This is a genomic window from Nonomuraea sp. NPDC049750, from assembly GCF_040659625.1.
Taxonomy (GTDB): domain Bacteria; phylum Actinomycetota; class Actinomycetes; order Streptosporangiales; family Streptosporangiaceae; genus Nonomuraea.
On record NZ_JBFANB010000009.1, the window covers coordinates 193,309 to 206,365 of the forward strand.

The following is a 13,057-nucleotide window of genomic DNA, read 5'->3' on the forward strand; positions in this document are numbered from 1 at the left end:
GAAGCGGGTCGCGGCGCCGGCACCCAGGCCGGCTCGCCGCCGACATCGCTGAGCCGCATGACGCGGCACCTTAAAGGAGACGATCATGAGTCTGTTCCGGCTGGACGCCAGCATTCTTCCCGGCACCTCTTCCAGCGCCGAGCTCGCCGACCTCGTCGAAGCCGAGTGGACGGCGACCCGGCCCGGCGAGCCGGTAGTGCGTCGTCACCTGGCCACCGACCCGCTGCCCGCCGAGGCCTGGGCGCTCGCGGCGACCGCGGCGTTCACCTCCGAACCCGACCGCACCCAGGCGCAGCGTGACGCGCTCGCGCTGGCCGTGCGGCTCGCTGCCGAACTGGAGGCGGCCGACGCGGTTCTGCTGGCCGTGCCGCTGTACAACTACGGGGTCTCCCAGCACTTCAAGACCTGGGCCGACCTGGTCATCGCCGCGGCGGGCGCCGGCACTCCGGTGCTGAAGGGCAAGCCGACCGTGCTGGCCACCGTGCGTGGCGGCGGCTATGGACCCGGGACCCCGCGTGAGGGCTGGGACCACTCCACCCCGTACCTGACGCGGGTTCTGAGTGACATGTGGGAGGCCGACCTCACCGTCGTCGAACGTGAGCTCACCCTCGCCGCCACCAACCCGGCCATGGAATCGCTGCGCCCGCTGGCCGCGCAGCTTCACGGCGACGCCCTCGCCGCCGCCCGCGACGCCGGCCGAGAGCTGGCCGCCAAGTAGCCGCGCCGCCGGCTCGCACTGGCCAAGCGCTCCGCAGCCGCAGCCGTACTGGCCAAGCGCCGGCCGCCGCCAGGGTCGCCCCGTGATGATCGGGGCGGCCCTCACCCTTACTCGAACTTACTCAAACAGGGACGGGTCTCCCGTGCCGCGACGAAGAATCTCGGGTTCACCCTGCGAGAGGTCGACGACGGTGGTCGGGGTGGCGCCGCACTCGCCCGAGTCGATGACGGCGTCGACCACGTGATCGAGCCGCTCCTTGATCTCCCAGCCCTGTGTCGCGGGCTCGGTCTCGTCGGGCAACAGCAGGGTGCTCGACAGCAGCGGTTCGCCGAGCTCGGCCAGCAGCGCCTGGGTGACGACGTGATCAGGGATCCGCACACCGACCGTCTTCTTCCGGGGATGCATCAACCGCCGCGGCACCTCCTTGGTCGCGGGCAGGATGAACGTGTATCCGCCCGGAGTCGCCGCCTTGACCAACCGGAACACCGCATTGCTCACGTGAACGAACTGGCCGAACTGCGCGAAGTCCCTGCAGATCAGCGTGAAGTGATGATCACTGCCGAGGCTGCGGATCTCCCTGATCCGATCGATGCCTTCCCGGTTGCCCAGCCGGCACCCCAGCGCGTAGCACGAGTCCGTCGGGTACGCGATCAGCCCGTCGGCGTTTAACGAATCGACGACCTGGCTGATCAGGCGAGGCTGGGGGTTGTCCGGGTGCAGAGCGAAATACTTGGCCACACCTCGGATCTTAGAAGCGAACACCCCATCGCATGACACGCCCCCCGGCGCAGTGACGCGACGTCGCTGGGAATGGGCACTGGTCGAGCAGGATCACAGTACCCACCGGCTTCGCGATCCGCTTCACTGTCCGAGCCCAGGCGATCCGATGACATTCCAAGGTGGTACACGCGTGGCTGTGGCAATCCTTCCCATCGACGGCGATGGCGAGGACGGACGGGCTTCCGGCGGCCCCCTGCTCTTCCAGATTCTCGGTCCTTTACGGCTCTGGCGGGGTCACGTCGAGTTGAGCGCCGGCCCGCGGCAGCAGGCCTTCCTGCTGGCCCTTCTCCTGGCCAGGGAAGGACGGCCGATCAGCACCGATGAGCTGATCGATCTCATCTGGCAGGACGATCCGCCGGCGAGTGCCCTCAACGTCATCCACAAGTACGTCGGGTCGCTGCGCCGGCTGCTGGAGCCTGAGCTTTCGGCGCGAAGTTCCGGCTCCTACCTGGAGCGGCGTGGCAACAGCTACCTGTTCGCGGCGGCAGCCGGGACGCTGGACCTTGTCGTGTTCCAGAACCTTGTCGAGGCCGCCCTGGTGAAGGAGCGCCCTGAGGCGGCTCTCGACTGTTACGTGGAAGCGCTGGGACTCTGGCACGGCTCCGCGGGCGATGGGCTGGGCCAGGGACCGGCCGCGACGTCGATATTCGCGAGGCTGGACGGCCAGTTCTTCGACGCGTGCACGGCGGCGGCCGAGCTCGCGGTGTCGCTGGGCCGGCCGGAGCGGCTGCTGCCTTCCCTGCACCTGGCTGCCAGGATGGCGCCCCTGCACGAGCCGGTGCAGGCGAGCCTCATCTCCACGCTGGGCGCCGCCGGGCAGCAGGCGGAGGCGTTGTCGGTGTTCCGCGCGGTCCGTGCCCGGCTCGCCGAGGATCTCGGCATCGACCCTGGCCAAGCCGTGGCCGCCGCGCACCGGCTGGTGCTGGACCAGAACCCGACGGCGACCGAGGCAGTGACCGTACGGCGCTCGGCCGGACACTCGCCCGCACCGGTACAGGCCGCCGCGAGATCCGCGACATCGTCCGGAGACGTCCTGGTCGGCCGAGCGGAGGAACTGACGGTGCTGCGGCAGGCGATCGAGCCCGCCTTCACCGCAGGCAGGGGGCTCATCGTCCTGGAGGGCGAGCCGGGGATAGGCAAAACGCGGCTGCTGGAGGAGCTCACCGCCGAGGCGGAGAAGCGTAAGGCCGCCGCCGTCTGGGCCCGCTGCCTGGAAGGCGAAGGAACGCCGTCGATGTGGCCGTGGATTCAGGCAGTCGGCGCTGTGCTGGACGAGCTGCCCGGCGCGGCGCGGGAGAAATGGCTCGCCGGCGAACTCGGCGACCTCCTGGAGCCGGACGGTGACGGCCTCGGCGAAACGGTGGCACGCGACGCGGGCGCCCAGTTCCGCTTGTTCGAGGCGGCCGTCGCCGCCATTGGCCAGGTCGCGGCGCGGCGACCACTGGTGCTCATGATCGACGACCTCCAGTGGGCGGACGTCGCGTCGCTGCGCTTGTTCAGCCACCTGGCGGCCCGGCTGCCGGCCGGCACCGCGGTCATCGGAGGGCTCCGCGACCGCGCGCCCGTACCCGGATCGGCGCTGACGCGGACGCTCGCCGCGGCGAGCCGGGTGCCCGGCCACTTCCGTACCCGGCTCGGTCCTCTCGGCCTGGCCGAGGTGGCCGAGCTCGTCCGCCGCGAGACCGGCCAGGTTCCAGGCCCGGAGGCGGTACGCGGCATCTATGCGCGTACGGCCGGCAATCCGTTCTTCGTCCGGGAGCTGGCCCGGCTGCTCGCTGACAGCGGCGCGCTCGTCGAGGGCGCCGGGGCGCGAGTGGGAGTGCCCGCCACCGTGCGAGACGTCGTCCGCGACCGGATGGCCGGACTCGACGACCGCGCCAGGAACCTGCTCCAGATCGCCGCGCTGATCGGCCGGGAGGTGGACCTCGGTCTGCTCGCCGGGGTCGCCGACCTTGACGTACAGACCTGCCTCGATCGTCTGGAGCCCGTGGAAGCGCTCGGCCTGCTCGAACCCACACCAGGGAACCCGTTCTCGTTCCGCTTCTCGCACGATCTGGTCCGCGAGTCCGTCTCCGAGAGCACGCCCGCCGGGCGGGCGAACCCGCTTCACCTGCGCGTCGCCGACACGCTCGAACGTACCGACTCCTCCGGCGACTACGTGGCCGAGCGCGTCGCCCACCACCTGTGGGCGGCCGGTCCGCTCGCCGATCCGCGCCGGACCACGGCGGCGCTGGTGCGCGCGGGCCGTCACGCGGCGGCCAAGTCCGCGCTCGAGGCCGCCGAGCGACAACTGCGGCTGGCCGTCCGGGTGGCGCGGACGGCCGGCCTCGCCGACGCGGAGTTGCCCGCCCTGTCTCAGCTGATCGCGGTCGTCGGGATGCGTGAGATGTACGGCACCTCGTCGGTGGATCTGCTGGAACGCGCGGAGCACCTGGCCCGGATCCTCGGCCGGGAACTCGACGCCATCGTCCTGCTCTACTCCCGCTGGGCGGCCCACGCCCAAGCCCTCGAGAGCGACCGCAGCAGGCTGCTGGCGCGCCGGTTGCTGAAAGAGGGTGAAGCATCCGACAAGCCGCTCGTACGCGCGTATGGGCTGCAGGCATGGGGGCTGCAGCAGTTCAGTGACGGGAACATGGGCGAAGCGTTCCGTCGCCTGACCGAGGCGAGCCGGATCCTGCTGACCCGCGTCGTCCGGCGCGAGGACGATCCCGTCTGGTACGACCTGCAGCTGCTGATGATCGGGATGCTCGCGGAGGCGACCGCGATGCACGATGACATCGACGGCGCGCGATCGCTGCTCGACCGGCTGGCGGCCCCCGGCGACGCCCCGTTCACGATCACGGTCTGGGCCGCCCACGCGGCAAGGATGGAAGCACTGATCGGCGACCCGGAACGGGCCTTGCGCGCGGCGGAACGCGGGATCGCCGCGGACCCCGATTTCTCCTTCGTCTTCCTTGGCACCTACCAGCGGCTGGTCCGGTGCTGGGCGCTGGCCATGACCGGCAGGGATCCGGCGGGCGCCGCGGCGCAGGCCGAGCGGATCATCGCCACCAACCTCCTCGACCCACCTCGGGCCAGCGTCTCGACCTGCTTCGGGCATCTGTGTGAGATGTGGCTGGCCGCCGGCGCGCTGGACAAGGCCGCCGCGGCCCTCGACAAGGCCGACTCCTGCCTCGATCTCTACGGTCAGCGCTACGCGGAGGGCCTGCTCCTCCTGCTGCGGGCGCGACTGCTGCTGGCGGAAGGGGAATCCGTCGCCGAGGTGAGGGCCGTCGCGGAGAGATGCCGCACACTGTCCACCGAACGCGGGACCCACCTGTTCGCCCGGCGCGCCGAAGAGTTCCTGGCCACGCTGGACGGTGGCCATCTTGAAAATGGTTGAGCGGCGAATTCAGTAAATATTCACTCGTTATCAAGACGCTTATTGAGAGCTCCGGTCGGCGAGTGCGAATTCCACTTTCTGTTCAGTATTCGTCAAGAACGCATCTGCCCTTGTAGTAGCCCTGTGGCATTGCTCACATGCCGAATGTGTATTTTTACGCAGAACGACCACTATTGTCTTTCATATGGTCTGCAGCGATCAAAGAGTCACAACTGCGAGTCAAAAAGGAAAGGCAATGATGAGCACGTTAAATCAGGCGGGCAACGGACGGATCTCGTGGCGCCGGGTAATTGGCGGCGCGGCGGCGGCAGGAGCGGTCGCGGTGGTGGCCGCCACCGCGGTGACCGCCACTCCCGCGGCCGCCGCACCGGAATGGCGGTTGCCCCACTCCGCCGAGGCGAGTACGGTCACACGGGCTCCCATGGCCAGCACGTCCAGGAAGTACTACTTCGCCGCCGGGCTCCTCGGCAGGAACGAGGTGCGCGAAGCGGGCAAGAAGGTCGATGACCCGGACGGCGTGGCCGTTGCCAAGTTCCGCATCAACGGCAACCGCTTCTACTACTTCGTCCAGTGGCGGAAGACCGGCAAGCCCACCGCCTTCCACATCCACCGCGGCAAGGCGGGCGTGAACGGCCCGGTCGTGATCGACCTGCTGTCCAGCGGCACCATTCGCGGCAACACCAGCTTCGGCTCCGTCCGTGTCAAGAGCAGCCTGCTCAGGGACATCAAGAAGAACCCGAAGAACTGGTACGCCAACATGCACACGGCCCAGTTCCCCGACGGTGCGGTCCGTGGCCAGCTCCACAACGGCGGCCACTGGTAAATCGCCCTCTTCGGCGGGGCATTCCACTGGCAGTGGAATGCCCCGCCTGGAGGCCGACTCCACGACAGGACAAGTGACGGCTGTTACGTGAATCCCGACTTCTTCGACCTGCTGGCGGGCTGCCACCAGCGGCTCGTCGGTACCCCGCTGGCCGGTCCTGAGGCCACGGCGCGCTGGTTGTACGAGGACGCGCCCTTCGGCGTGCTGGCGCACGACGCGGCGCGCGACCCCCGCTTCACCTACGCGAACCGCACCGCCCAGCGCTGCTTCGAGTACGACTGGGCGGAGTTCGTCGGCCTGCCCTCCCGGCTCTCGGCGGAGCCGGACCGGCGGGAGGACCGTCAGCGCCTGCTGGACGCCGTGCACCGGAGCGGCTTCGCGACCGGCTACCGGGGACAGCGCATCGCCAAGTCCGGGCGCCGGTTCTGGATCGAGGACGTGACGATGTGGAACCTCACGGACGGCGACGGCGTACTCGTGGGCCAGGCGGCCACTTTCCAACGCTGGGAGGCTGTGCTGTGAGAGGTACTGGCAGGGACCCCCACCTGTGGCGGAGTCTGCTTACCCTGGCGGTATGGACAACCGGGACGAAATCAGCGCATTCCTCCGCTCCCGGCGAGACAAGATCACGCCTGAGCAGGCGGGGCTGCCGGTGTACGGCCAGCGGCGGGTGCCCGGCCTGCGCCGGGGCGAGGTCGCGATGCTCGCCGGAGTGAGCGTGGAGTACTACACGCGTCTGGAGCGCGGCAACCTCCGGGGCGCGTCCGACAGTGTGCTGGGCGCCCTTGCCCAGGCTCTGCGCCTGGACGACACCGAGCGCATGCACCTGTACGACCTCGCCCGAGCCGCCGGGCCCGCGCCCCAAGGACGGGCCAGGCAGCGGGAGACCCGGCCGGTGGTGCGTCCGGGCGTGGCGCGGATCATCGAGGGCATGCCGCAGCTGCCGGCGTTCGTGAAGAACGACCGTCTGGACACGCTGGCCGCCAACCCGCTGGGTCGTGCGCTCTTCTCGCCGATGTACGCCGATCCGACGTCCGGGGCGAACAGCGCTCGGTTCGCCTTCCTCAGTCCCGCCGCCCGGCAGTTCTACATCGACTGGGAGCGCGTCACCCACGAGGCCGTCGGCGTGCTGCGCATCGCGGCGGGAAAGAATCCCTACGACCGGGAGCTGTCGAATCTGATCGGTGAGCTGTGCACCCGCAGCGACGCCTTCCGCGTGATGTGGGGCTCCCACGACGTGCACGTCTTTCGCGAGGGCACCAAGCGGCTGCGCCATCCGGTCGTCGGCGATCTGGAACTCGATCACGAGTCTCTGGCCCTGCCGGACGAGAACGGGCTGAGCGTGGTCGTCTACAGCGCGCCGCCCGGAAGCGCCACGGAGGACGGCCTGAAGCTGCTCGCCAGCTGGTCCGCCACCGCGGGTCAGGAACAGGAGGCCGACACCCCGTCCACGAGCTGACCAGGAAACAGGTGGCAAGGCATGGTGCTGTGGTGACGGGTGTGACGCACTAGCATGCGCAAGGACAAAACCTGACTGACTGCTTTGCGAGGAGTGGCGGGATGTTCGAGAAGTTCACCGACCGAGCGCGGCGCATCATCGTCCTGTCCCAGGACGAAGCCAGAACGCTCAACCACGACTCCATCGGCACCGAGCACGTTCTGCTTGGTTTGATCCGTGAAGATGAGGGTGTGGGGGCCCAGGTTCTCAAGAACCTGGGCCTCACCCTTGAGGATGTGCGCCGGCAGGTTGAGGAGAGCCGGAGCCGAGGCCAGTCCGCTCCGTCGGGCTACCTTCCGTTCACGCCGGCGGCCAACGAAGTGCTCCAGGCGGCGAACCAGGAGTCCCTGCGACGCGTCCTCGATTACATCGGCACCGAACACCTCCTGCTCGCACTCACCCGCGACCGTGCGAGCGTGGCCGCCCAGGTGCTGGTCAAGCTCGGCGTCGACCTCGACCAGGTCGGGCCGACCACGGACAAACTCCTCCAGCAGTACGTCAACTAGGGCCGATCAGCGGCTCGATGCTCTCCCACGCGGGCGGCTCCGGCCACCCGGCCGCCGCGTCCGGGCCCGTGGGCCCCAGGCCGAGCACCGCGCAGGCCAGCAGGTGCTCGCCGGGCGGCAGGTCACCCCTCAGCGTGGGGATCGTGGTGCGCGGCGTGAGCACGTTCGTGCCGGGCAGGGCCGTGACCAGGTCGCCCTCCCGCTCGCCGGTCAGGTCCTCGATCACGCACAGGCCGTGGGGCGCGTCGAGCCGGGCCCGGCCGGAACCGATGTCGACCCGGATGGGCGGCCGGTCGCGGTCGAGCGCGAAGGCGCCCTCGGCCGTGCGCAGCGCCCGCCCGGTCGTGATCCGGTGCACCCGTACGTGCCACGGGGGCAACGCCACCAGCCAGGTCTCGATCTCCACGTCCTCCCACGGCGTCCAGCGGGAGTGCAGCACACCGTCGGCGGCGGAGACCTGGTCCGGCAGCTCGCACGGCCGCCAGTGCTCGCCGTCCTCGCTGAGCGCCAGCGTGCTGTCGAAGGCGCCCTGCTCCAGCTTCAGCGTCCCGGCCGGCACGCTGAAGCCGAACCGCGTGGAGTAGGCGAACTTGGCGTACTTGGCCGCGCCGTGCCGCGCCCACGGGTTGCGCTGCCCCGCGCTGAGCAGCACCACGTGCCGCCCCTCCTCGCAGCGCATCAGCGCCACGCCCGCCTCCGGCTGGGTGCTGACCTCGGGCAGCGGGGGAGCGTCGGCCTCCTTGGCGGTCCAGAACGGATGCTCCGCGGGCAGGGCGAGCGGTAGGAACGCCTTCATGGCCCAGTACGGCGAGCCGGGCGCGTTGTACTGCTCGGCCATGTGCGGCTGGGGGTAGCCGTAGCCGATGGTGAGCACTCCCGCGTTGTCGCGGATCGGCCGGCGGTCCCACCAGCGCAGGTTCCGCAGCAGGTGCCCCTTGGTCACCTCCCACGGCAGCGCCTCGACGTCGGCGAAGGCCAGCGCCCCCCAGAACGCCGACTGCGCGAACCGGTAGGTCAGGCTCCTGCCGAACGGGACGGCCACCCCCTCGCTGCTGAACCAGTGCTGGAAGTCCTGGGCGAACGCCGCAGCCCGCTCACGGAAGCGCCCGGCCCGGTCCTGGTCGCGACCGAGCGCGGCGTAGATGAGGCCGTAGTAGTGCATGGCGAACGGGATGTAGTAGTCGCGCTGCCACGTCGGCCCGTCGGAGTACCAGCCGCGCCCGAGGTCGAACTCCTCCAGCCGGTCGAGCCTGGCCGTGTTGGCGTCGTGGTCGTGGGAGATGCCGACGCGGTCGAGCCCGAGCCCCACCATGACCGGGAAGAACAGCCAGTTGTTGTCGTTCGGCTCCACGGTGACGGAATGCCGTAGCCAGGCGGCCACCGTGTCGCGCTGCGGGCCGGTCAGCGGGTCCCAGATCCGCTCGGGGGCCAGGGCGAGCGCCAGGCCGAGGGCGGCGGTCTCGACCAGTCGCTGGTTCTTGTCGAAGGCCGCGCCCCAGTAGTCGGGGTGCTCGGGATCGGTCCCGGCGGCGAGCCCGGCGCTCCAGAGGTCCCAGTGGTCGAACGCCCCGCCGCCGGCCGCCAGGGGCGCCAGCCCCCACAGCGGGCGTGCAAACGCTTCCAGCTCGGCGGACGCCAGGTCGTAGTGCGCCGTGTGGAACCCCAGCCGCAGCCGTCCCCGCCCCGGACTGAACCGCGAAATCAGGGGCGTGACCAGGTCCAATACCTGACGCGCCAACTCTTCTCGATCGCCGCCGGGCCGGTCGTCGGTGTGCACGGGGTCTCTCTTTCGCTGGGAAAGCGCTATCCCGAGCTAGGTTTCCCGCCGTCGCCCGCACTTGTCAACACCCCGGCGCCCTCGCCCGTCAACACCGCGGGAACCCCGGGCGGGGCGGTGCTGTCGCGGACCTGCAGCTCCATCGGCAGCGTCACCGGCGCTCCGTCGTGCCCCTCGGTCATGAGGGCCACCAGCATCTCGGCCGCCTGCCTGCCGAGCTGCCCCTGGGGCACCGACACCGTGGTCAGACCCGTGTGCGCCACGTGGTCCAGCGCGATGTCGTCGAACCCCACCACCGACAACTCCTCGGGAACCCGCACCCCGAGCTCGCGCATCCGGGTCACCGCCCCCAGGGCCACCAGGTCGTTGTAGGTGGTGAGCGCGGTGGCGCCGGTGCCGGCCACCGCGGCGGCCGCTTCGTACCCGCACTGGCTGGTGGACCCGCACGGCAGGATCGTGACGGACAGGCCGAACGCCTTGGCGGCCTCCAGCGCCCTGATCCGCTCGGAGTTGGCCCAGGACACCTCGGGCCCGCTCAGGTAAGCGACCCGGCGGTGGCCCAGCTGCGCCAGGTGGCCGCAGATCAGCATCATCCCGCCGAAGAAGTCGGCGGAGACGGCGGGCGCGGCCAGGCCGGGGACGATCCGGTTGAGCAGGACGAGCGGGTGGCCCCGGCCGGTCAGGGCGGCCAGGTCGGCGCGCTCCAGGCGGGAGGAGGCGAGCAGCACGCCGTCGCAGCTGCGCATGAGGTCCTCGACCAGGTCGTGCTCGATCGAGGGGTCGTCGTCCGACTCCATGACCATGACGCGGCGCCCGTGGGAGCGGGCGACGGCCGAGACCGCCTTGAGCACGCCGGGAAAGTAGGGATTGGCCAGGTCGGGGACCAGCACGCCGATGGTGCCCCACTCCCCGCGCGCCAGCCCCTGCGCCGCCGCGTTGGGCCGGTAGCCCAGCTGCGTGACCGCGTCGTGGACCCGCGCCGCCAGAGCGGGATCGACCTTCGTCGTGCCGTTGAGCACGCGGGAGACGGTCGAGGCCGACACCCCCGCGGCCGCCCCGACGTCGCTGATCGTCACCCGGCTCCCGCGGCCCTGCCGCAGATTACGCACCCGCTCCTCCTGCCTGCCGTGCGCCCGTCAGCCGAGCAGCCCGCGCAGATGATCCAGATCTCTCCGTACGGCCGCCACCGGGTCGGCCGCCGGGTAGTGGACGTGCAGCGACAGCACCCCGGCGTAGCCGCGTTCGCGCAGCCCGGGGATGATCTCCGCCCAGCGGACCACGCCCCCGTCCGCGAACGGCTGCCAGTCGCACGTCCAGCCGTCCGGGCCCGATCGCCAGGCGGCGTTCTTCACTCCCATGCAGGCCATCCGATCGCCCAGCAGCTCGACGTTGAGCGCCCATGCCTCGCTGCCCTCCTTGGCCTGGTTGCCGGGGTCGGCGTAGAAGCGCACGTCATTCAGGTCGCCCGCCAGCGCGAGGGCGAGCGCGGCGGATGGATGGATCGTACCGTGATGCAGCTGGATCGCCACCCGCACGCCGTGCCGGGCGGCGAGAGCGGACAGGCGGGTCAGCGCGGCTCTGGCCTCCTTCAGCTGATGGTGGTAGCCGATGGCGGGGTCGTAGCGGTAGAAGCCCGTCCGTACGAGGGGGACGCCGGCCTCGCCGCAGGCCGCGATGAGGCGTTCGGCGTCGGCGTCGGCGTCGAGGAAGTCGGTGGTGACGACGTCGAGGGTGAGCCCGCGACGCCCGAGTTCCGCGGCGACGACGGCGATGCCGTCCGGGTCTGTGGGGCTGACCGTCTGGCCCTCGCGTACGAGGAGGTCCGCCCCCTCGGCGCCCACCGAGGCGACGGCCTCGGCCAGCTCGGGGGCGTCGATGGAGCCGAAGGGCTTGGTGAAGGCGAGCAGGCGCACACGTACTCCTGAAGTTGAGAAAGCGCTTGTACATCTTGGGCCAGACAGACTTCACGGCTGAGCATCCATCTGAAACCGCTTTCTCACAAGCCTTGAATCGGGGAATGAGGCGGGCTACTCTCGACCCACCCTCGGGTAAGCGCTTACCAGCTACCCGACCCCCCTCTGACCTCCGCCTCTTTAGGAGGGTCCATGATCCCTCGTCCGCGTTTGACCGCCGTGATGGCCACCGCAGCCATGGCGTCTCTGCTCGTGTCGGCGTGCGGCACCTCGAGCAACCCGAGCGGAGGTGGCTCGCAGACCACATTGCGGATCTGGGACTTCTCCGCCGAACAGGTGAACTTTCACAAGGACATCGGCGCCCAGTTCACCAAGGAGCATCCCGACATCAAGATCGAGTGGCGCTCGATCACCCAGTCCGAGTACATGAAGACCCTGCCTCTGGCCTTCCAGAGCAACCAGGCGCCGGACATGTTCTACTGGAACGCTCTCGGGCTGTCCCAGCTGACGGACCAGAAGTGGATCCGCCCGCTCAGCCCGAGCGGGACCGTCCCCGCCGACTTCACCAAGCGCTGGCCGGACGGGTCCTTCCTGGAAGGCATCAACATGCAGGACGGGAAGACCTATGGCTTCCCGTTCTCGGAGAACCTGTACTGGGGCTCCGGCTACATGTTCCTCAACAAGAAGGTCTTCCAGGATGCCGGGCTGGACGTCAACAGCCCGCCCAAGACCTGGACCGACCTCAAGAACGCCTGCGCGCAGATCAAGGCCAAGACCAAGGCGCAGTGCATCGCCGCCCCCACCAAGGGCGTGGACATGCAGCGCATCTGGTACGGGCTGATCGGCAGCGTCTCGACGGACGAGTTCTTCGACTACAAGACCGGCAAGTTCGATGTGACCCAGCCCGCGCAGACGAAGACCTTCGCCTTCATCCAGGAGCTCAACAAGGCCGGCTACCTGGCGCCCGGCACCAACGACAAGAACTTCTCCCGCCAGCAGTTCGCCGCCGATCAGGCCGGCATCATGTTCGACGGCACCTGGCTGCCGAGCGTGTGGGCCAGCCAGGGCTTCAGCAGCGACAAGTACGTGGTGGCGCCACGCGTCAACCCCGACAGCGGGCAGACCGGCGCGGCCGGCCGCAAGTACGACAACAACAAGTACTGGGTCAGCTCGCAGACCAAGCATCCCGACGCCATGTGGACCTTCATCCAGTGGATGACCGACCCCAACGGCTACTTCGTCAAGCAGTACTACAAGAGCGCCTTCGGCACGCTCGCCTACGTCGACAACCAGAAGATGGTCACCGACCCGGCGCTCAGGCAGATCATGGAGATCGGCGGAAAGCCGGGCTACCGGGTCCAGCTTCCCGTGCCGCTGCTCAAGTGCCCCGACATCGCCAAGTCCAAGGCGTACGTCAACGCGGTGGCGAAGACCCCCGACGGGGAGTGGGAGGCCATGGGTGAAGCGCTGACCAGCGGCAAGCCTCTGGAGACCACGGGCGCCGCCATCGCCCAACAGCGGCAGACCGCTCTGGAGGAAGGGCTCAAGCAGGAGGCGGCCGGCGGCCTGAAGGTGTCGATGGACTGCTACACCTTCTCCGACTGGGAGTACACGAAGGACTACACCTCGGACATGTACCGCAACTGACCGGACTCCTCGT

At 69.6% G+C, this 13,057-nt stretch carries 10 protein-coding genes and 1 pseudogene; 7 read left to right on the forward strand and 4 right to left on the reverse strand.

Features of this window, described 5'->3' with window-relative positions; genetic code table 11:
- The first annotated feature begins 85 nt into the window (after nt 1-85).
- Nucleotides 86-718 carry an NAD(P)H-dependent oxidoreductase gene (locus AB0J16_RS24740; protein ID WP_358543499.1) on the forward strand — a complete coding sequence of 211 codons (633 nt, stop codon included), beginning with the start codon at nt 86-88 and terminating at the stop codon, nt 716-718.
- Nucleotides 719-835: 117 nt separating this feature from the next.
- Here the strand turns inward: AB0J16_RS24740 and AB0J16_RS24745 are convergent, their stop codons facing one another.
- Complete coding sequence (locus tag AB0J16_RS24745; RefSeq protein WP_358543502.1) at nt 836-1,456, reverse strand: L-threonylcarbamoyladenylate synthase; 621 nt, start codon at nt 1,454-1,456, stop codon at nt 836-838.
- A gap of 172 nt (nt 1,457-1,628) precedes the next feature.
- Here AB0J16_RS24745 and AB0J16_RS24750 point away from each other — a divergent pair, with 172 nt between their 5' ends.
- From AB0J16_RS24750 to AB0J16_RS24770, 5 genes and pseudogenes are all read left to right on the forward strand, one after another.
- Nucleotides 1,629-4,880: a BTAD domain-containing putative transcriptional regulator gene (locus AB0J16_RS24750; RefSeq protein WP_358543505.1), complete on the forward strand. Its 3,252-nt coding sequence runs from the start codon at nt 1,629-1,631 to the stop codon at nt 4,878-4,880.
- Between the two features lie 235 nt (nt 4,881-5,115).
- On the forward strand, nt 5,116-5,703 hold the full coding sequence (locus AB0J16_RS24755; RefSeq protein ID WP_358543507.1) for a CHRD domain-containing protein: 588 nt from the start codon (nt 5,116-5,118) through the stop codon (nt 5,701-5,703).
- Nucleotides 5,704-5,790: 87 nt separating this feature from the next.
- Nucleotides 5,791-6,225 (forward strand): MEKHLA domain-containing protein, encoded by a 435-nt coding sequence (locus AB0J16_RS24760; protein WP_358543510.1) that lies wholly within the window; start codon nt 5,791-5,793, stop codon nt 6,223-6,225.
- Nucleotides 6,226-6,277: 52 nt separating this feature from the next.
- Complete coding sequence (locus AB0J16_RS24765) at nt 6,278-7,162, forward strand: helix-turn-helix transcriptional regulator (RefSeq protein ID WP_358543513.1); 885 nt, start codon at nt 6,278-6,280, stop codon at nt 7,160-7,162.
- 101 nt (nt 7,163-7,263) lie between these two features.
- A pseudogene (locus AB0J16_RS24770) lies at nt 7,264-7,665 on the forward strand (Clp protease N-terminal domain-containing protein); the annotation flags it as partial.
- Nucleotides 7,666-7,699: 34 nt separating this feature from the next.
- Here the strand turns inward: AB0J16_RS24770 and AB0J16_RS24775 are convergent.
- From AB0J16_RS24775 to AB0J16_RS24785, 3 genes are read right to left on the reverse strand one after another with little or no spacing between them, the layout of a single operon-like run.
- A complete protein-coding gene (locus tag AB0J16_RS24775) occupies nt 7,700-9,484 on the reverse strand; it encodes a DUF2264 domain-containing protein (RefSeq protein WP_358543516.1) in 1,785 nt (594 codons plus the stop codon).
- Nucleotides 9,485-9,510: 26 nt separating this feature from the next.
- Entirely contained in the window at nt 9,511-10,593 is a 1,083-nt protein-coding gene (locus AB0J16_RS24780) for a LacI family DNA-binding transcriptional regulator (protein WP_358543519.1), read from the reverse strand.
- 27 nt (nt 10,594-10,620) lie between these two features.
- On the reverse strand, nt 10,621-11,397 hold the full coding sequence (locus AB0J16_RS24785; protein ID WP_358543522.1) for a sugar phosphate isomerase/epimerase: 777 nt from the start codon (nt 11,395-11,397) through the stop codon (nt 10,621-10,623).
- Between the two features lie 192 nt (nt 11,398-11,589).
- Between AB0J16_RS24785 and AB0J16_RS24790 the strand changes: the two genes are divergently transcribed.
- Nucleotides 11,590-13,044 carry an extracellular solute-binding protein gene (locus AB0J16_RS24790; RefSeq protein WP_358543525.1) on the forward strand — a complete coding sequence of 485 codons (1,455 nt, stop codon included), beginning with the start codon at nt 11,590-11,592 and terminating at the stop codon, nt 13,042-13,044.
- The last annotated feature ends 13 nt before the right edge of the window (nt 13,045-13,057 follow it).